This window comes from Stakelama sediminis (genome assembly GCF_014199335.1).
Classification (GTDB): Bacteria; Pseudomonadota; Alphaproteobacteria; order Sphingomonadales; family Sphingomonadaceae; genus Sphingomonas; species Sphingomonas sediminis.
In genome coordinates this window covers 1085497-1100920 of record NZ_JACIJI010000001.1, presented here as the reverse complement: position 1 = coordinate 1100920, position 15424 = coordinate 1085497, and the positions used below count along the sequence as shown (strand labels likewise).

Below are 15424 nucleotides of genomic sequence, written 5' to 3'. Positions count from 1 at the left end.
TGATATCTATACAATGCTTTTGCCGACTTCCATTTTTCAATTGATGGCGGATGCGGTAGCAGCGTGGGGAACAAGGAGAGGCTGAATGAACCCCGAACTCGATTTCGCGCTGGGCGAAACCGCCGACATGATCCGTGAAACGACCGCGCGCTTCACCGCCGACAAGATCGCGCCGATCGCTGCAAAGGTCGATGCCGAAGACTGGTTTCCGCGCGACCTGTGGCCCGAAATGGGCGCGCTCGGCTTGCACGGCATCACCGTTGCCGAAGCGGATGGCGGGCTGGGTCTGGGCTATCTGGAACATGTCATCGCGTGCGAGGAAATCAGCCGCGCCTCCGCCTCGGTCGGGCTGTCTTACGGCGCGCATTCGAACCTGTGCGTCAATCAGATCGCACGCTGGGGCAATCCTGAGCAAAAGGCGAAATATCTGCCCAAACTGATTTCGGGCGAGCATGTCGGATCGCTCGCCATGTCGGAGGCCAATGCCGGGTCGGACGTGGTCGGCATGAAGCTGCGCGCCGAAAAGGTGCAGGGCGGCTATGTCCTCAACGGCACCAAATTCTGGATCACCAACGCGCCCTATGCCGATACGCTGGTCGTCTATGCCAAAACGGGTGAGGGGTCGCGCGGCATCACGACCTTCCTGATTGAAAAGGACATGGGCGGCTTCTCCATCGGGCAGAAGATCGAAAAGATGGGAATGCGCGGATCGCCCACTGCCGAACTGGTGTTCGACGATTGCGAGGTGCCCGATGAGAATATCATGGGGCCGGAAAACGGCGGTGTCGCGGTGCTGATGAGCGGCCTCGACTATGAACGCACGGTGCTGGCGGGCATTCAGCTCGGCATCATGCAGGCGTGCCTTGACGTCGTGCTGCCCTATGTTCGTGAGCGCAAGCAGTTCGGCAAACCGATTGGCAGCTTCCAGCTCATGCAGGCGAAGATCGCCGACATGTATGTCGCGCTCAATTCTGCGCGCGCCTATGTCTATGCCGTCGCGCGCGCTTGCGACAGCGGCAAGACCACGCGCTTCGATGCGGCGGGCGCGATCCTGCTGGCCAGCGAAAATGCCTTCCGCGTGGCGGGAGAGGCGGTGCAGGCGCTGGGCGGTGCGGGCTATACAAAAGACTGGCCGGTCGAACGCTATTTGCGCGATGCCAAGCTGCTTGATATCGGGGCGGGCACCAATGAAATCCGCCGGATGCTGATCGGCCGCGAACTGGTGGGGGCGGCCGGGTGAGCGACGTGCAGGCGTATCTCGATGCCCTTCCGTCGGTGACACGCGATTCCATCGACGCGCTTCGTTCCATCGTCAAGGCGGCTGGTCCCGACCTGCACGAATCGATCAAATGGAACGCGCCGAGTTTCGCACTGGACTGCGAAGATCGCATTACCTTAGGCGTTGAGCGCAAGGGCGGTGTACGGGCTGTTCTGCACCGCGGGAGCAAGCGTGTCGAAGATCATTTTACGTTTGACGACCCCGACGGACTGGCAAAATGGCCTTCGCCCGATCGGGGTGTGCTTATCTTTGCGGATGCTTCGGCGGTAAATGCGAATCGGCAATCTTTGAAGATACTTTTCACCCGATGGCTGGAGGCAACCCATTGACCGCCCCTGTTCTCGATACGAAGCTGTCGCCCGACAGCGGCGATTTCCGCGCCAATGCTGCGCACAATAAAGCGCTGGTCGAACGGTTGCGCGCGGATGTCGCGACGGCCGCACTGGGTGGTTCGGAACGCAGCCGCGAACGGCATCTGTCGCGCGGCAAACTGCTGCCCCGCGATCGTGTCGAACGCCTGCTCGACCCCGGTGCGCCGTTTCTGGAAATCGGCCAGCTTGCCGCCTGCGACCTGTATGACGGACAAGTGCCCGGCGCCGGGCTGATCGCCGGTATCGGTCGCGTTTCGGGCCGCATGGTGATGATCGTGTGTAACGACGCCACGGTGAAGGGCGGCACCTATTACCCGATGACGGTGAAGAAGCATTTGCGCGCGCAGGAAATCGCGCAGCAGAACCGCCTGCCGTGCATCTACCTCGTCGATTCGGGCGGCGCCAACCTGCCGCATCAGGCGGACGTGTTTCCCGACCGCGACCATTTCGGGCGCATCTTCTTCAATCAGGCGCAAATGTCGGCACAGGGCATCCCTCAGATCGCCTGTGTCATGGGAAGCTGCACCGCAGGCGGTGCCTATGTCCCCGCCATGTCCGACGAAAGCGTCATCGTGCGCAATCAGGGCACGATTTTCCTTGCCGGACCGCCGCTGGTCAAGGCTGCGACGGGCGAGGAAATCAGCGCCGAGGATCTGGGCGGCGGCGACCTGCACGGGCGTAAATCGGGCGTGGTCGATCACGTCGCCGAAAATGACGAGCATGCGCTGACCATCGTGCGCGATATCGTTTCGACACTGCCTGCCGACCGTACACCGGACATCAACATCGCCGATCCGCGCGCGCCCAGATTCGCCGCGGAAGAGTTGTACGGCATCGTGCCGCAAGACGTCCGCGCGCCCTATGACGTGCATGAAATTATCGCGCGCCTTGTCGACGGCAGCGAATTTCAGGAGTTCAAGGCGCTGTACGGCACCTCGCTGGTGTGCGGTTTCGCGCATATATGGGGGATGCCGGTGGCGATCCTCGCCAATAACGGCGTGTTGTTCAGCGAGGCGGCGGTCAAGGGCGCGCATTTCATCGAACTCGCCTGTCAGCGGCGTATCCCGCTGCTCTTTCTACAGAACATCTCCGGCTTCATGGTCGGCGGCAAATATGAAGCGGAAGGCATTGCCAAGCACGGCGCAAAACTGGTGACGGCGGTTGCCACCGCGACCGTGCCGAAGATCACCGTGCTGATCGGCGGCAGTTTCGGCGCGGGAAATTACGGCATGGCGGGACGCGCCTATTCGCCCAATTTCCTGTTCACCTGGCCCAACAGCCGGATCAGCGTGATGGGCGGCGAGCAGGCCGCGTCCGTGCTGGCCACCGTCCATCGCGACGCCGATAGCTGGACGCCGGAAGAGGCAGAAAGCTTCAAGGCGCCGATCCGCCAGAAGTACGAGGATGAGGGCAATCCCTGGCACGCCACTGCGCGGTTATGGGATGACGGTATCATCGACCCGGCGCAGACGCGCGACGTGCTGGGCCTTGCCTTCGCCGCGACGTTGAACGCGCCGATACCAGAACGCCCGCAATTCGGCGTGTTCCGGATGTGACGGAACAGGTTGCACACCATAGCCCCACCGGCATCGGTGAGGGTGCTGACGGAGTACATCAATGAAACGCTACTTCCTGCTCTCCGCACTGGCGCTTGCAACGCCCGCTTTCGCTCAGAACGGGCCGACCACGCCGGTGCCCCCATTGCCGCCCGCGCATCTGGATGCACCCGCCTTTGCAGGGCCGGAGGTTTCGGCGGTGATGCAGCCGATCAACGCCATGCTGGCAGGGCTGTCGTCAGGCGATGCCGCCGCGATCCGCGCGCAGATCCTGCCCGAAGGCGGCGCCACTGTGGCGCTCGAAAAGACCGGCGGCATCCACACCATCCGGCACATGGGCTGGGATCAGTTTCTCGCTACCGTGAAGCCGGGTGCGCAGAAGCTTCAGGAGACGCTCCACGACCCCGCGGTCGAAATCGACGGCGATATCGCGATGGTCTGGGCGCGCTATACCTTCACCGTCGACGGCAAGCCCGCCCATTGCGGCTATGATCATTTCGATCTGGTGCGTCAGAATGGCGCGTGGAAGGTGCTGAACGTCACCTGGTCGCAGCGCACGACCGGCTGCATGATGGAGGAACGATGACCCGCGACCGCCTTTATCTGCTCGACCGGGAATTTGACGATGCGGTGCTTCCCGGCCGCAGCTTCTATTGCAAGGATTGCGTAACGGTGGAGGGCCTGCTCGCCCTGTTCCCCGAACAGGCAAAGGCGCTCGATGTGATCCGCGTGCCGTATCCCCGCCCGCGCGCGCAAGTCGTGGAGGCGATCGGGGAGGAGAACCAGAACCTGCCCGCATTGGTCTTTGCAGGCGGCGGGTTCGTCAACGAAATCGAAGCATTGCTGGCCGCGCTCCACACGCGCCACGGCTTCCCGGAGCGCCATCCATGATTACCAGGCTGCTGATCGCCAATCGCGGAGAAATTGCCTGTCGCGTCATGCGTACCGCGCGCCGGATGGGGATCGCTACGGTCGCGGTCTATTCGGATGCCGATGCCCATGCGCTGCACGTGCGGCAGGCGGATGAGGCGGTGCATATCGGCCCCAGCCCTGCGCGCGAAAGCTACCTGCAAGGGGACAGGATCATTGCCGCCGCGAAGGAAACGGGCGCGCAAGCCATTCATCCCGGCTATGGCTTCCTGTCCGAAAATGCCGATTTCGCGCAGGCCGTGCTCGATGCGGGGCTGATCTGGATCGGCCCCAAGCCCGACAGCATCCGCGCGATGGGGCTGAAGGACGCGGCAAAGAAGCTGATGCAGGATGCCGGTGTGCCGACCACGCCGGGCTATCTGGGCGAGGATCAGACGCCCGAAACGCTGAAGGAAAAGGCGGACGCAATCGGCTATCCCGTCCTCATCAAGGCAGTCGCGGGCGGCGGCGGCAAGGGGATGCGCCGCGTCGATGCGGCAGGCGATTTCATGGACGCGCTGGCATCGTGCAAACGCGAAGCTGCGTCGAGCTTCGGCGACGACCGCGTGCTGATCGAAAAATATATCCTCTCACCCCGCCATATCGAAGTGCAGGTGTTCGGTGATGCCCATGGCAATGTCGTCCACCTGTTCGAACGCGACTGCTCGCTGCAACGCCGCCATCAGAAGGTGATCGAGGAAGCGCCCGCCCCCGGCATGGACGAAGAGACCCGCGAAAGCGTCTGCGCGGCCGCCGTCCGCGCGGCGAAAGCGGTGGACTATGAAGGCGCGGGCACCATCGAGTTCATCGCCGACGCCAGCGAGGGCCTGCGTTCGGATCGTATCTGGTTCATGGAAATGAACACCCGGTTGCAGGTCGAACATCCGGTGACCGAGGAAATCACCGGCGTCGATCTGGTCGAATGGCAGCTGCGCGTCGCGGCGGGCGAGCCGATTCCGGTGCAGCAGGAAGACCTCTCGATCAACGGCTGGGCAATGGAAGCGCGCCTCTATGCGGAGGACCCGGCCAAGGGATTTCTGCCATCCACTGGAACGCTCGAAAGATTCAACCTGCCGGCTGCAATTCGTCCATTGCGGTATAGAGCGGAACGCAGCGGAACACGTACGCAACTCGACCTTCCCGGAGAGGGTAGAATCGAAACGGGCGTTGAACAGGGGTCGGAAATATCGCCGTTCTATGATCCGATGATCGCTAAGATTGTCTGCCATTCCGATACGCGTCAAGCGGCTGCCTTAGGGCTGGCGCATCTTGTAAGCGATGCGGAAGTCTGGCCGGTGCGAACCAACGCCGGTTTTCTCTGGGCGCTTCTCGTTGATCCTGACTTTATGGGAGGCAAGGTCCACACCGGGTTTATCGATCAGCATCATGACGATGTTGTGTTTGCCATGAATCCTCCAGAGTGGTTGCTTACTCTCGCTGCGCGTCATCAGTTGGCTGATGTCCAGCCCAAACTTGCAGGGTTTCGGTTGAATACTTCGCGCCATACGGACGTGCAGCTAATGGATCGTGACGATAGCTTCACGGCCAACTTTGCCGCCGAGGTAAGCTATGATCAGGAAAATTATCCGGTTCTCCATGCTGACCATAACGCCGTATGGGCAACGTTGAATGGCAAGACTTGGCGTTTCGTGGCTGCTCGTACCGACGGCGGCGGTGCAGGCGCCGCAGGCGACGGCGCGATCCTGTCGCCCATGCCGGGCAAGATCATCGCGGTGGAAGTGGCCGAGGGCGATACCGTCACCAAGGGGCAGAAGCTCGTCACGCTGGAGGCGATGAAGATGGAGCACACGCTGACCGCGCCGTTTGACGGCACCGTCTCCGAACTGCCGGTGGCCAAGGACGGACAGGTCAGCGAAGGCTCCCTGCTGGTGCGGGTGGAAGCTGCTGAGGAGTGATATAGGCGCGTTTTATTGCGCGACCGGGAGCGGATAATGCTGCGACTCTCCCGCTCGCTATTGTCGTCGCCTTGCAATGGGACGAAACGCGATATCGGGAGGGGCGGCCTGCGACCGCTCCTCCCGCATTTACCGACTAGACGTTTTAGCGGCTGGGATAGACCATACGGCCGTCATCCATGGTGACGATCCCGCGCCGGGGGATCATGCTGTCGGGCACGTCAATGCCCTTTTCCGCCATTTCCTTGCGAAAATCCTTGCGGGCGTCGGCAACCTCCGACTTGTATTCGGCATAAGCGTCGATGCGGTCGTCGGCGTCGTGTGCACGGCGCAGGTCGCTGGCAAGTTCACGCCGCGCCTCTGACAGGTCGGTCTTGTAATCGAGATAATGCTTGTTGCTGTCGGTGAAGATGCTCCGCGCATTCGACGGGTTAGCCCGCACCAGCGTGGCGTGCCGTGCAAAAGCGGGACCAGCGGTCAGCATGGCCGCACCGGCGACCGCAACGGCGATCAGGGTCCTGGACATGATACGCACTCCTTTGTTCCTCATTGAACCGGGGCAAAGAACGGGCATCTTGGCCGCCGGGTTGCGTCGGAAGAACATCCGACAGCCCCTCGCGCACGCGTAGGGCGGGGTGGACCGTGCGCCAGAAGCGGTCAGTGGAAATGGCGGAAATGCTGGATTCTTGTGAACCCGAAATGAATGGTGGGACATTCCATGAAAAACGGCACGCGGCTTTGGGGACCGCGTGCCGTTGAAAGGGGACCTTGTGGTCTGTCGGTTCTTATTCGGCCGCGACCCCGGCTCCGGAAAACATGTCTGCACCGCCATCGTCGTCGGGGCCGTCGTCATTGCCCACCTTCGCCTTTTGACGGCGGTCGAAGCTGTCCCATACCTCGTTCCAGTTGCCGCGCGTCGCGGCCTTTGAATATTCGGTGGCGCGGGTTTCAAAGAAATTGGCGTGCTCGACCCCGTTAAGCAACGGCGTCAGCCAGGGCAGCGGATGCTCCTCGATCAGGAAGATCGGTTTCAGCCCGAGCTGCGCCAGCCGCCAGTCGGCGATGTAGCGGATATATTTCTTGATATCCTTGGGCGTCATGCCGTTCACCGGCCCCATTTCAAAGGCCAGATCGATGAACGCATCTTCCAGCTGAATGGTGGTGTGGCACTGATCCATAATGTCCTGCTTGACCGATTTGGTCAGGCAGTCGCGTTCCTGGCAAAAGGCATGGAACAGGCGGGTGATGCCTTCGCAATGCAGGCTTTCGTCGCGCACCGACCAGCTGACGATCTGGCCCATGCCCTTCATCTTGTTGAAGCGCGGGAAGTTCATCAGCATCGCGAAGCTGGCGAACAGCTGCACGCCCTCGGTAAAGCCGCCGAACATGGCGAGCGTGCGGGCGATATCCTCATCATTGTCGACGCCGAATTTCTGAAGGTAATCGTGCTTGTCCTTCATTTCGGCATATTCGAGGAACATGCCATATTCGCTTTCGGGCATGCCGATCGTGTCGAGCAGATGCGAATAGGCGGCGATATGGACCGTTTCCATGTTGGAAAAGGCGGTCAGCATCATCTTGACTTCGGTCGGTTTGAACACGCGGCCGTATTTTTCGTGATAACAGTCCTGCACCTCGACATCGGCCTGGGTGAAGAAGCGGAAAATCTGCGTCAGCAGGTTGCGCTCATGGTCCGACAGCTTCTGCGCCCAGTCGCGGCAATCCTCGCCCAGCGGCACTTCCTCGGGCAGCCAGTGCACCTGTTGCTGACGCTTCCAGAAGTCATAGGCCCAGGGATATTCGAAGGGTTTATATTGTTTGCGGGCTTCGAGAAGAGACATGGTTGTGCCTTTCGGATTAAAACTGAATTGTCTGAATGCCCTGCACCGGGCCGAGCAGGCCGAAGCAAAGCGCGCACAAGAACAGGAAAAATATCGGGGCGATAATCATTTGAAGCCGACCGATCCGACGAATGCGGTCCAGCGGTACGTCGCTACCTTTTACCGACATACCCAAGATATGTTTGCCAGACCATGGATTCGATGTTTTGTGCGCGAACCGCAAGCCATTAGCAAATACACCAATGCTGATCAGCGTACCGATTGCCAGAAAGACACGACCGTCAGTCACGCCACGCCTCCCGCCAGCCGGAAGGCGAGCGCGAAACCGCCGAGCAGCAGGCCGAGCGCGGTCAGCATCATGCCGATAATGCGCAGGGCATAGGTCGTGCGCTCCGGGTCGGCCGCGCCCATCGCGCGGCGCACGCTGTCCGGTCGCGCGAGCAGCGTGCCCCCCGCGAGCAGTGCACACAGCGCCACGCCCGACTGGATGGTCAGCGCCCGCGTCATGCCGCCGCGCTTTCGGGGTGCGCCGATGCATCGTTTGCGGCCATCGCGCGTTGTTGTGGCAGAACTTTACCGACAGGAGGCAGATCATGGCCGATGCAAGTGACATCAAGGAACATATGAATGTGGTCGGCGCCGACGGCGTCCATCTGGGCACCGTCGACCATATGAAGGGCGACCGCATCAAGCTGACCAAGACCGACAGCCCGCAGACCGAGGACGGGAAGGGTGCCAGGCATCACTATATTCCGCTCGGACTGGTCGCCGAAGTCGAAGGCGACACGGTGCGTCTGTCCGCCACCGCGCAAAACGCGCAGGACATGTTCGAAACGGCGGATTGAACCTGCCGAAAGGCAGACGTCCGAACGCAACGTAGCCCCGGCCCGCATCGCGCGGTCCGGGGTTTCGTTCGTTGAGACGTCGTTTACGGCGATCATAGCTTCCACGTTGCTCCCGCAAAACGGGGGCTTTTCACTTGTTTCGCATGCGCCTCCCAAAGTGGAGACACGAACCCTGCCTTGCGCAGGGCACACATTTTACTGACAGGCCAGAGTGTCGGGCACCAAGCCGGTGATGCGGGGCATCACTGGCATGCCAGACACTCATCATAATCGGTGCTGGGCAGTTCATATTTGGGCTTGTCGATCGTGTTGTCGCTTTCGACGCCACCGGCGAAACCGGCGCGCTGCACGCTCTTCGAGCGCAGATAATAAAGCGACTTGATACCCAGTTCCCAGGCGCGGAAATGGAGCATCAGCAGATCCCATTTCTCGACATCCGCCGGAATGAACAGGTTCAGCGACTGCGCCTGATCGATATAGGGCGCACGATCACCCGCCAGTTCGAGCAGCCAGCGCTGGTCGATCTCGAAGCTGGTCTTGTAGCAGTCTTTTTCTTCCTGGCTCAGAAAGTCGAGATGCTGCACCGATCCGCCCTTTTCGAGGATCGAGTTCCAGATGCTGTCGGCATTCTTGGACTTTTTGGTCAGCAGCTTTTCAAGATACGGGTTCTTGACCACGAAGCTGCCCGACAGCGTCTTGTGGGTATAGATATTTGCCGGGATCGGCTCGATACACGCGCTGGTGCCGCCGCAGATGATGCTGATCGACGCGGTCGGCGCGATCGCCATCTTGCAGGAGAAGCGTTCCATCACGCCCATTTCGGCGGCGTCGGGACACGGCCCGCGCTCGACGGCCAACTGCATCGACGCTTCGTTCGCCTGTGCGTTGATATGCTTGAAGATGCGGGTGTTCCACGATTTCGCCATCGCGCCTTCGAACGGCAGGCCGCGTGCCTGCAGGAAGGAGTGGAAGCCCATCACGCCCAGCCCGACCGAGCGTTCGCGCTCAGCCGAATATTTGGCGCGCGCCATTTCGTCGGGTGCACGCTCGATATAATCGGTCAGCACATTGTCGAGGAAGCGCATGACATCCTCGATAAAGCGCTTGTCCTTGTTCCACGCGTCCCAGGTTTCGAGGTTGAGCGACGACAGGCAGCACACCGCAGTACGATCGTTGCCGAGATGGTCGAACCCGGTCGGTAGCGTGATTTCGCTGCACAGGTTCGAGGTCGATACCTTCAGCCCCAGATCGCGATGATGCTTGGGCATGTTGTTGTTCACATGGTCGGCGAAGACGATGTACGGCTCACCGGTCGCCAGCCGGGTTTCGACCAGCTTCTGGAACAGTGCGCGCGCGTCCACCTTGCCGCGCACCGACCCGTCCTTGGGGGATTTCAGCTCCCATTCGGCACCGTCGCGTACCGCTTCCATGAACGCATCGGTCAGCAGCACGCCATGGTGCAGATTCAGCGCCTTGCGGTTGAAATCGCCCGATGGCTTGCGGATTTCGAGGAACTCCTCAATTTCCGGGTGGCTGACGTCGAGATAGCAGGCAGCCGAACCGCGCCGCAGCGAACCCTGCGAAATCGCGAGCGTCAGCGAATCCATCACGCGGACAAAGGGAATGATGCCGCTGGTCTTGCCGTTCAGGCCGACGGGTTCGCCGATGCCGCGGACATGGCCCCAATAGGTGCCGATGCCGCCGCCGCGCGACGCCAGCCAGACATTCTCGTTCCATGTGCCGACAATGCCGTCCAGGCTGTCGGGCACGGAGTTCAGATAGCAGGAAATCGGCAGGCCGCGTCCCGTGCCGCCGTTCGACAACACCGGCGTCGCCGGCATGAACCACAACCGGCTGATATAGTCGTAGAGCCGCTGGGCGTGGTCGGCATCGTCGGCGTAAGCCGACGCCACGCGCACGAACAGATCCTGGTACCCCTCGCCGGGCAGCAGATAGCGGTCCTTCAGCGTCTCCTTGCCGAATTCGGTGAGCAGTGCGTCACGCGAATGATCGACCTCGATCGGATAGGGCTGCGGCGCGACCGATTTCGTATCCTGAACCTTTTCGGTTTTGGATTCGATGGTCGGTTCGGCGATATCTGCGGTCTCGTTCACGTTTGAATCCTGCGTATCCCTGAAATCCATGACGATCCCCGTTTCTGATCCGTTCGACTCGGGGGCAAACCCCGATACTAGCATTCCTGCCGCGGCACGGGGAGAACAAAAGAGGGTCATTTGCCCGGTTCACGGCACAAACGATCCCGTCCCGTGATATAGCATCACAGGTGGTTCATACCAGCGCTTGTGGTTTCCCCCCGAAAGCGACCACTACAGATTGTGCCTAATCGCCACAGGAAGCAATACCGTAAATGCCGTAGTAGGGATTCGGTTCGTCGCTGAAAAGACTCGGTTCGTGGAGGCGCAGGGTGCGCGACGCGTGGACCTTCCTTGGGTGGACGCGCGCGCAAGAGAACGAGCGGGGAACAAAAAATATATTTTGGCGATGCCGGTTGTGCCTGTGCGCGGTGCGGCGCATCCAGACGCGCGAAACGCGTCCGACCGGGCGGCGCAAGGGCGACCCGGTCGGAATACAACAATCAGAAGCGCGCCGTCAGGCGGATGCTGTAGAGCCGGGGTTCGGCGGGAATATAGGTCGGATAGCCGAAGCCGCCGCCGGTATTGCCCGCATCAAGCAGATAGTGGCGGTTGAGCAGATTATGGGCAACGCCCGCAATTTCGAACCGGTCATTGTCGAAGCTGATCCCGGCGCGGATATTGACCAGCGTCACCGGACCCTGGCTGGTGGCTTCGCTGTTCGGCACCTCGAAATAGATTTTCGAGCGATAGGTGATGCTGGGCGTGGCGAAGAGGCGCATGCCGTTGCCCACCGGCTTGTCGACGGTGAGGCCGCCCGCTGCCTGCCATTTGGGCTGAAGCCGGAACTGATCGCCCGCATAAACCCCGTTTTCGGGCTTGTTGTCGATGCCGCCGGAAATGAAGCCCATATTGGCGAACATGCTGAACCAGTCGGTCGGGCGGACATTCAGTTCCGCCTCGACACCCAGATTCTTTGCCGACCCGGCGCTTTGGGTGATGGTGGTGCCGTTGCTCTGAATCACGGACACCTGAAAGTCCTTGTAATCGTCATAATAGACGCCGAGCGAGCCGGAGACGATGCCCGCCGAACCCTTGATGCCCGCTTCATAATTCCACACCGTTTCTTCCGGCACGATGTCGAGCGTCGACAGCGGGCCGGTCAGTTGCACCACCGGCGAGCGGCGGCCCTTTGAAATTGTCGCGTACAGGTTCAGATTGCCGTTAAGGTGATAGAGGGCATTGAAGCGCGGCAGCAGCGCGACGAAGCTGCGCTGTGCCTGTACCGTCTGACCGTCGGTATTGCCCACGGGCAGCAACGGTGCGCCTGCCAGCACGGAATTGGGCTGGGTGGCGGAATAGGTGCTGATCCGCTGTTCGATGATACCGCGCGCTCCGGCGGTCAGTTCCAGCTTCGGCGTCGGAATCCAGGTCATGTCGCCGAACACCGAATAGCTGTCGTTCTTGCCGCCGTTCTCAAAGACGGAGGCATAGGGGAGGACGGTTGCCTGCCCGCCGGTCAGGATGCCGGTTGCCTGCGATGCCGGGACCGAACCGTCGGCGGCGACACAGCCCAGCCCCGGAATCAGGTGCAACGTACATTGCAGATAGGTGCCCTCCTCGGTGGAGAAGGGAACGCGTTGAAAGCCCTGTTCATGGAAGACGTTGAATCCGAATGCGCCGCGAAACGTATCGCTGGTGTAGTTGAAGCGCGTTTCGTGACTTGCCTGCCAGCCCTCGGCGTCCTCGGCGAATTCCAGATACCAGGCGGCCGAGCCGTCGGCATCGAACACTTCATTGTCCAGGAATCGCCGATAGCCGTTGACCATCGTCATCTTCCAGCCGTCGCCCATGTCCCAGTTGATCGTCAGATTGGTGTCATAGACATGGCGACGCAGGCCGAGATGCGGCGCGCCCAGCACCTGTGCCGAATAGGGCGAGCCGCCCAGATCGGCTACATCGCTCAGCGGATCGGCAGGACCGGCGGGCGTGGCGAAGTTGCCGGAGACAAATGCGGTGCCGGGATTGCGCTGACGGTCATAGGTGCCGATCAGGTCGACGGTGACCGCATCCGACGGACGCCAGCGCAGCGACGCGCGGATGCCAAGCTGATTCTGGCCGTTCAGATCGCCCTGATCGGGGGAAAGGTTCTTCACATAGCCGTCGCGTTTTTTCCAGGCGAAGGCGATGCGCCCCGCCAGCGTGTCCGATCCGGCATTGATATAGCCGCGCACCAGCTTCTGATTGTAATTGCCATAGCCGATGGTCAGTTCGCCCGAATAGCCGGGCTGCGGTTTGTTGGAGATGATGCTGATCGCACCGATTGCCGCGGCGGTCCCGAACAGCGTCGCCTGCGGTCCCTTCACCACCTCGATCCGGTTGATGTCGTACAGATCCTGATAGGCGCCGCGTGCACGCGATATATCGACGCCGTTATAATAGACGGTGACGCGCGCCGACTGCTGGGCCGAACCGCTGTCGGAGGTGATGCCGCGAATCACGAAGCCGGGATTGTTGGGGCTTTGATCCTGAATATTCAGGCCGGGAATATAGGCCGAAATGTCGTCGAGATCGGAAATGCCGAGGCGTTCCAGATCCTTGCCGGTCTTGACGCTGATCGTGATCGGTACGTCGATCGCGCGTTGTTCGATCTTTTGCGAGGTGACGATGATGTCGGTGTCGTTGCCGGTCGCCGGCGTGTCGCCAGTACCACCGCCGGTGTCGGGCTGAACGGTTTGGGCAAAGGCGGCGGGAGAGGCGGTGACGAGCAGGAGAGCGGTGAAAGTCCGGGCGACGTGGCGCATGATTGAAATTCCCCTTTGATGGTTCCCACGCCGCCTGCATGATGGTTGTTGCACTGCAACGAAGTTTTGATGACAGTTTGATGTTGGCATTCGGGTCCGGCCCGGAAGGTACGGCTTGGCAGGCGCGCAAAAGCATTTAGGCTGACCGGTTGCAGCTGAACGGGGGGGGGGGGCGATATGCGCATTGCAATGCTATTGGGAACAGCGGTTCTGGCGGCCGGGTTGATGGGCGGCATCAGCGCATCGGCAATCGGACAGGCTGTGCAGGAAGCGCCGGTCGTGCCCGCCGATGTGACCGAACGCTCCATTTCCGAATTGCAGGCGATGCTTGCCGATGGGCAGACCAGCAGTGTCGCACTGGTACGCGCCTATCTGAGCCGGATCGCGGCGATGGATCGTAAAGGCCCCGATCTGCGCAGCATCATCGCGATCAACCCGCAGGCACTGGACGAAGCACGCGAGCTGGATGCCGAGCGCAAGGCGGGCAGGCTGCGCGGGCCGCTGCACGGCATTCCGATCGTCATCAAGGACAATATCGAGCTGGCCGGGCCGTTGCCGACCACGGCGGGAAGCCTGGCCCTGCGCAACAACGTCACCCATCGCGACGCACCGGTGATCGCGCGGCTGAAGGCTGCGGGCGCGATCATCCTCGCCAAGACCAATTTGTCGGAATGGGCGAATATTCGTTCTACCCGTTCGATGAGCGGCTGGAGTGCGGTCGGCGGGCTGGTGCGCAATCCTTATGCGCTCGATCGTACAGCATGTGGTTCCTCAAGCGGGACAGCGGCGGCGGTGGCGGCGAGTTTTGCTGCTGCCGGACTGGGAACCGAAACCGACGGGTCGGTGACCTGTCCTTCCTCAATGAACGGACTGGTGGGCCTGAAACCCACGCTTGGACTGGTCAGCCGTACCCATATCGTGCCGATCAGCCATAGTCAGGACACCGCCGGGCCGATGGGCCGCAGCGTGCGGGACGTGGCGATGCTGTTCTCCGCCATGGTGGGCAGCGACCCTGCCGATCCTGCGACAAAGGATGCCGACCGCTATCGCCAGAATTATGCGGCCGGATTGTCGAAGGACGCGCTGAAAGACGTGCGGATTGCGGTGCTGATGCCGAATGCCTCGCCTGCGCTGATGGCCAAATTCCATGCGCAGCTCGATGTGCTGAAAGCCGCAGGAGCCACGCTGGTGACGGTGAAGGAGCCTGACACGAAGGGATTGAGCGCCGCCGAGTTCAAGGTGCTGCAGATGGAGTTGAAGAGCGATCTCAACGCCTATCTCGCCACCACACCGGATGCGGTGAAGACGCGCACGCTGGCGGATGTGATTGCCTTCGATGACGCGCATAAGAAAGAAGAAATGCCGTTTTTCGGGCAGGAAATCTTTCAGATGGCGGAAAAGACGGGCGGCGCGGACGATCCCGGCTATGCCAGGGCGCTGGCGACGTCACGCGACGGTGCCCGCAAGGCACTGGACACGATGCTGAAAGAGGCGAATGCGACCCTGTTGGTGGAGCCGACGTCGGGCATGGCCTGGCTGTCGGACCCGATTTACGGCGATCAGGCGGAAGGCCCGAGTGCCAGCGGGTTACCGGCAAAGGCTGGCTGGCCGCACCTGACCGTGCCGATGGGACTGGTAAAGGGGTTGCCGGTGGGAATTTCCTTTATCGGCCGTCGCTATCAGGATGCTGCCGTGCTGGATGCGGGCTATGCCTATGAACAGGCGTCACTGGCGCGGATGCCGCCGGGATATCGCGCGCATGTCGATACCGGACCGGCGATCGACGGCTTCCAATAGAAGGTTTGTTGGG

At 61.3% G+C, this 15424-nt stretch carries 14 protein-coding genes; 8 read left to right on the top strand and 6 right to left on the bottom strand.

Annotated elements, in window-relative coordinates; all coding sequences use genetic code 11:
• Window positions 1-85 precede the first annotated feature (85 nt).
• The 6 genes from FHR23_RS05650 (at window position 86) to FHR23_RS05625 (ending at window position 6031) form a co-directional block, all read left to right on the top strand.
• Window positions 86-1240 (top strand): isovaleryl-CoA dehydrogenase, encoded by a 1155-nt coding sequence (locus tag FHR23_RS05650; protein WP_184001895.1) that lies wholly within the window; start codon window positions 86-88, stop codon window positions 1238-1240.
• On the top strand, window positions 1237-1608 hold the full coding sequence (locus FHR23_RS05645) for a DUF1801 domain-containing protein (RefSeq protein WP_184001894.1): 372 nt from the start codon (window positions 1237-1239) through the stop codon (window positions 1606-1608). Before FHR23_RS05650 ends, FHR23_RS05645 begins: the two co-directional genes overlap by 4 nt.
• The gene (locus tag FHR23_RS05640) at window positions 1605-3206 is read left to right on the top strand and encodes a carboxyl transferase domain-containing protein (protein ID WP_184001893.1); all 1602 of its coding nucleotides are present in this window, start codon (window positions 1605-1607) and stop codon (window positions 3204-3206) included. Before FHR23_RS05645 ends, FHR23_RS05640 begins: the two co-directional genes overlap by 4 nt.
• Window positions 3207-3267: 61 nt before the next feature.
• Window positions 3268-3792 (top strand): nuclear transport factor 2 family protein, encoded by a 525-nt coding sequence (locus FHR23_RS05635; RefSeq protein WP_184001892.1) that lies wholly within the window; start codon window positions 3268-3270, stop codon window positions 3790-3792.
• Window positions 3789-4097 carry a DUF3088 family protein gene (locus FHR23_RS05630; RefSeq protein ID WP_184001891.1) on the top strand — a complete coding sequence of 103 codons (309 nt, stop codon included), beginning with the start codon at window positions 3789-3791 and terminating at the stop codon, window positions 4095-4097. Before FHR23_RS05635 ends, FHR23_RS05630 begins: the two co-directional genes overlap by 4 nt.
• Window positions 4094-6031, top strand: a complete 1938-nt coding sequence (locus tag FHR23_RS05625; RefSeq protein WP_184001890.1) for an acetyl/propionyl/methylcrotonyl-CoA carboxylase subunit alpha — start codon at window positions 4094-4096, stop codon at window positions 6029-6031. Before FHR23_RS05630 ends, FHR23_RS05625 begins: the two co-directional genes overlap by 4 nt.
• Before the next feature lie 145 nt (window positions 6032-6176).
• On the opposite strand, the gene FHR23_RS05620 is transcribed toward FHR23_RS05625, so the two are convergent.
• The 4 genes from FHR23_RS05620 to FHR23_RS05605 form a co-directional block, all read right to left on the bottom strand.
• On the bottom strand, window positions 6177-6557 hold the full coding sequence (locus FHR23_RS05620) for a hypothetical protein (protein ID WP_184001889.1): 381 nt from the start codon (window positions 6555-6557) through the stop codon (window positions 6177-6179).
• Window positions 6558-6816: 259 nt separating this feature from the next.
• Window positions 6817-7872, bottom strand: coding sequence for a ribonucleotide-diphosphate reductase subunit beta (locus FHR23_RS05615; protein WP_184001888.1), 1056 nt, complete (start codon window positions 7870-7872; stop codon window positions 6817-6819).
• 16 nt (window positions 7873-7888) lie between these two features.
• Window positions 7889-8161, bottom strand: a complete 273-nt coding sequence (locus FHR23_RS05610; protein ID WP_184001887.1) for a hypothetical protein — start codon at window positions 8159-8161, stop codon at window positions 7889-7891.
• Window positions 8158-8379, bottom strand: coding sequence for a hypothetical protein (locus FHR23_RS05605; protein WP_184001886.1), 222 nt, complete (start codon window positions 8377-8379; stop codon window positions 8158-8160). Before FHR23_RS05605 ends, FHR23_RS05610 begins: the two co-directional genes overlap by 4 nt.
• A gap of 86 nt (window positions 8380-8465) precedes the next feature.
• Here FHR23_RS05605 and FHR23_RS05600 point away from each other — a divergent pair, with 86 nt between their 5' ends.
• Window positions 8466-8717: a DUF2171 domain-containing protein gene (locus FHR23_RS05600; protein ID WP_184001885.1), complete on the top strand. Its 252-nt coding sequence runs from the start codon at window positions 8466-8468 to the stop codon at window positions 8715-8717.
• A 242-nt stretch (window positions 8718-8959) separates the two neighbouring features.
• Here the strand turns inward: FHR23_RS05600 and FHR23_RS05595 are convergent, their stop codons facing one another.
• Window positions 8960-10861, bottom strand: a complete 1902-nt coding sequence (locus FHR23_RS05595) for a ribonucleoside-diphosphate reductase subunit alpha (RefSeq protein WP_184001884.1) — start codon at window positions 10859-10861, stop codon at window positions 8960-8962.
• A 452-nt stretch (window positions 10862-11313) separates the two neighbouring features.
• Window positions 11314-13614 carry a TonB-dependent receptor gene (locus FHR23_RS05590; RefSeq protein WP_184001883.1) on the bottom strand — a complete coding sequence of 767 codons (2301 nt, stop codon included), beginning with the start codon at window positions 13612-13614 and terminating at the stop codon, window positions 11314-11316.
• A 177-nt stretch (window positions 13615-13791) separates the two neighbouring features.
• Between FHR23_RS05590 and FHR23_RS05585 the strand changes: the two genes are divergently transcribed.
• A complete protein-coding gene (locus tag FHR23_RS05585) occupies window positions 13792-15411 on the top strand; it encodes an amidase (protein WP_184001882.1) in 1620 nt (539 codons plus the stop codon).
• Window positions 15412-15424: the final 13 nt, after the last annotated feature.

Bases quoted from the DNA above. Each gene is read 5' to 3' on its own strand.
- FHR23_RS05650 (WP_184001895.1), top strand. From the start codon at position 86: ATGAACCCCGAACTCGATTTCGCGCTGGGCGAAACCGCCGACATGATC.
- FHR23_RS05635 (WP_184001892.1), top strand. From the start codon at position 3,268: ATGAAACGCTACTTCCTGCTCTCCGCACTGGCGCTTGCAACGCCCGCT.
- FHR23_RS05630 (WP_184001891.1), top strand. From the start codon at position 3,789: ATGACCCGCGACCGCCTTTATCTGCTCGACCGGGAATTTGACGATGCG.
- FHR23_RS05625 (WP_184001890.1), top strand. From the start codon at position 4,094: ATGATTACCAGGCTGCTGATCGCCAATCGCGGAGAAATTGCCTGTCGC.
- FHR23_RS05620 (WP_184001889.1), bottom strand. From the start codon at position 6,557: ATGTCCAGGACCCTGATCGCCGTTGCGGTCGCCGGTGCGGCCATGCTG.
- FHR23_RS05615 (WP_184001888.1), bottom strand. From the start codon at position 7,872: ATGTCTCTTCTCGAAGCCCGCAAACAATATAAACCCTTCGAATATCCC.
- FHR23_RS05605 (WP_184001886.1), bottom strand. From the start codon at position 8,379: ATGACGCGGGCGCTGACCATCCAGTCGGGCGTGGCGCTGTGTGCACTG.
- FHR23_RS05600 (WP_184001885.1), top strand. From the start codon at position 8,466: ATGGCCGATGCAAGTGACATCAAGGAACATATGAATGTGGTCGGCGCC.
- FHR23_RS05595 (WP_184001884.1), bottom strand. From the start codon at position 10,861: ATGGATTTCAGGGATACGCAGGATTCAAACGTGAACGAGACCGCAGAT.
- FHR23_RS05590 (WP_184001883.1), bottom strand. From the start codon at position 13,614: ATGCGCCACGTCGCCCGGACTTTCACCGCTCTCCTGCTCGTCACCGCC.
- FHR23_RS05585 (WP_184001882.1), top strand. From the start codon at position 13,792: ATGCGCATTGCAATGCTATTGGGAACAGCGGTTCTGGCGGCCGGGTTG.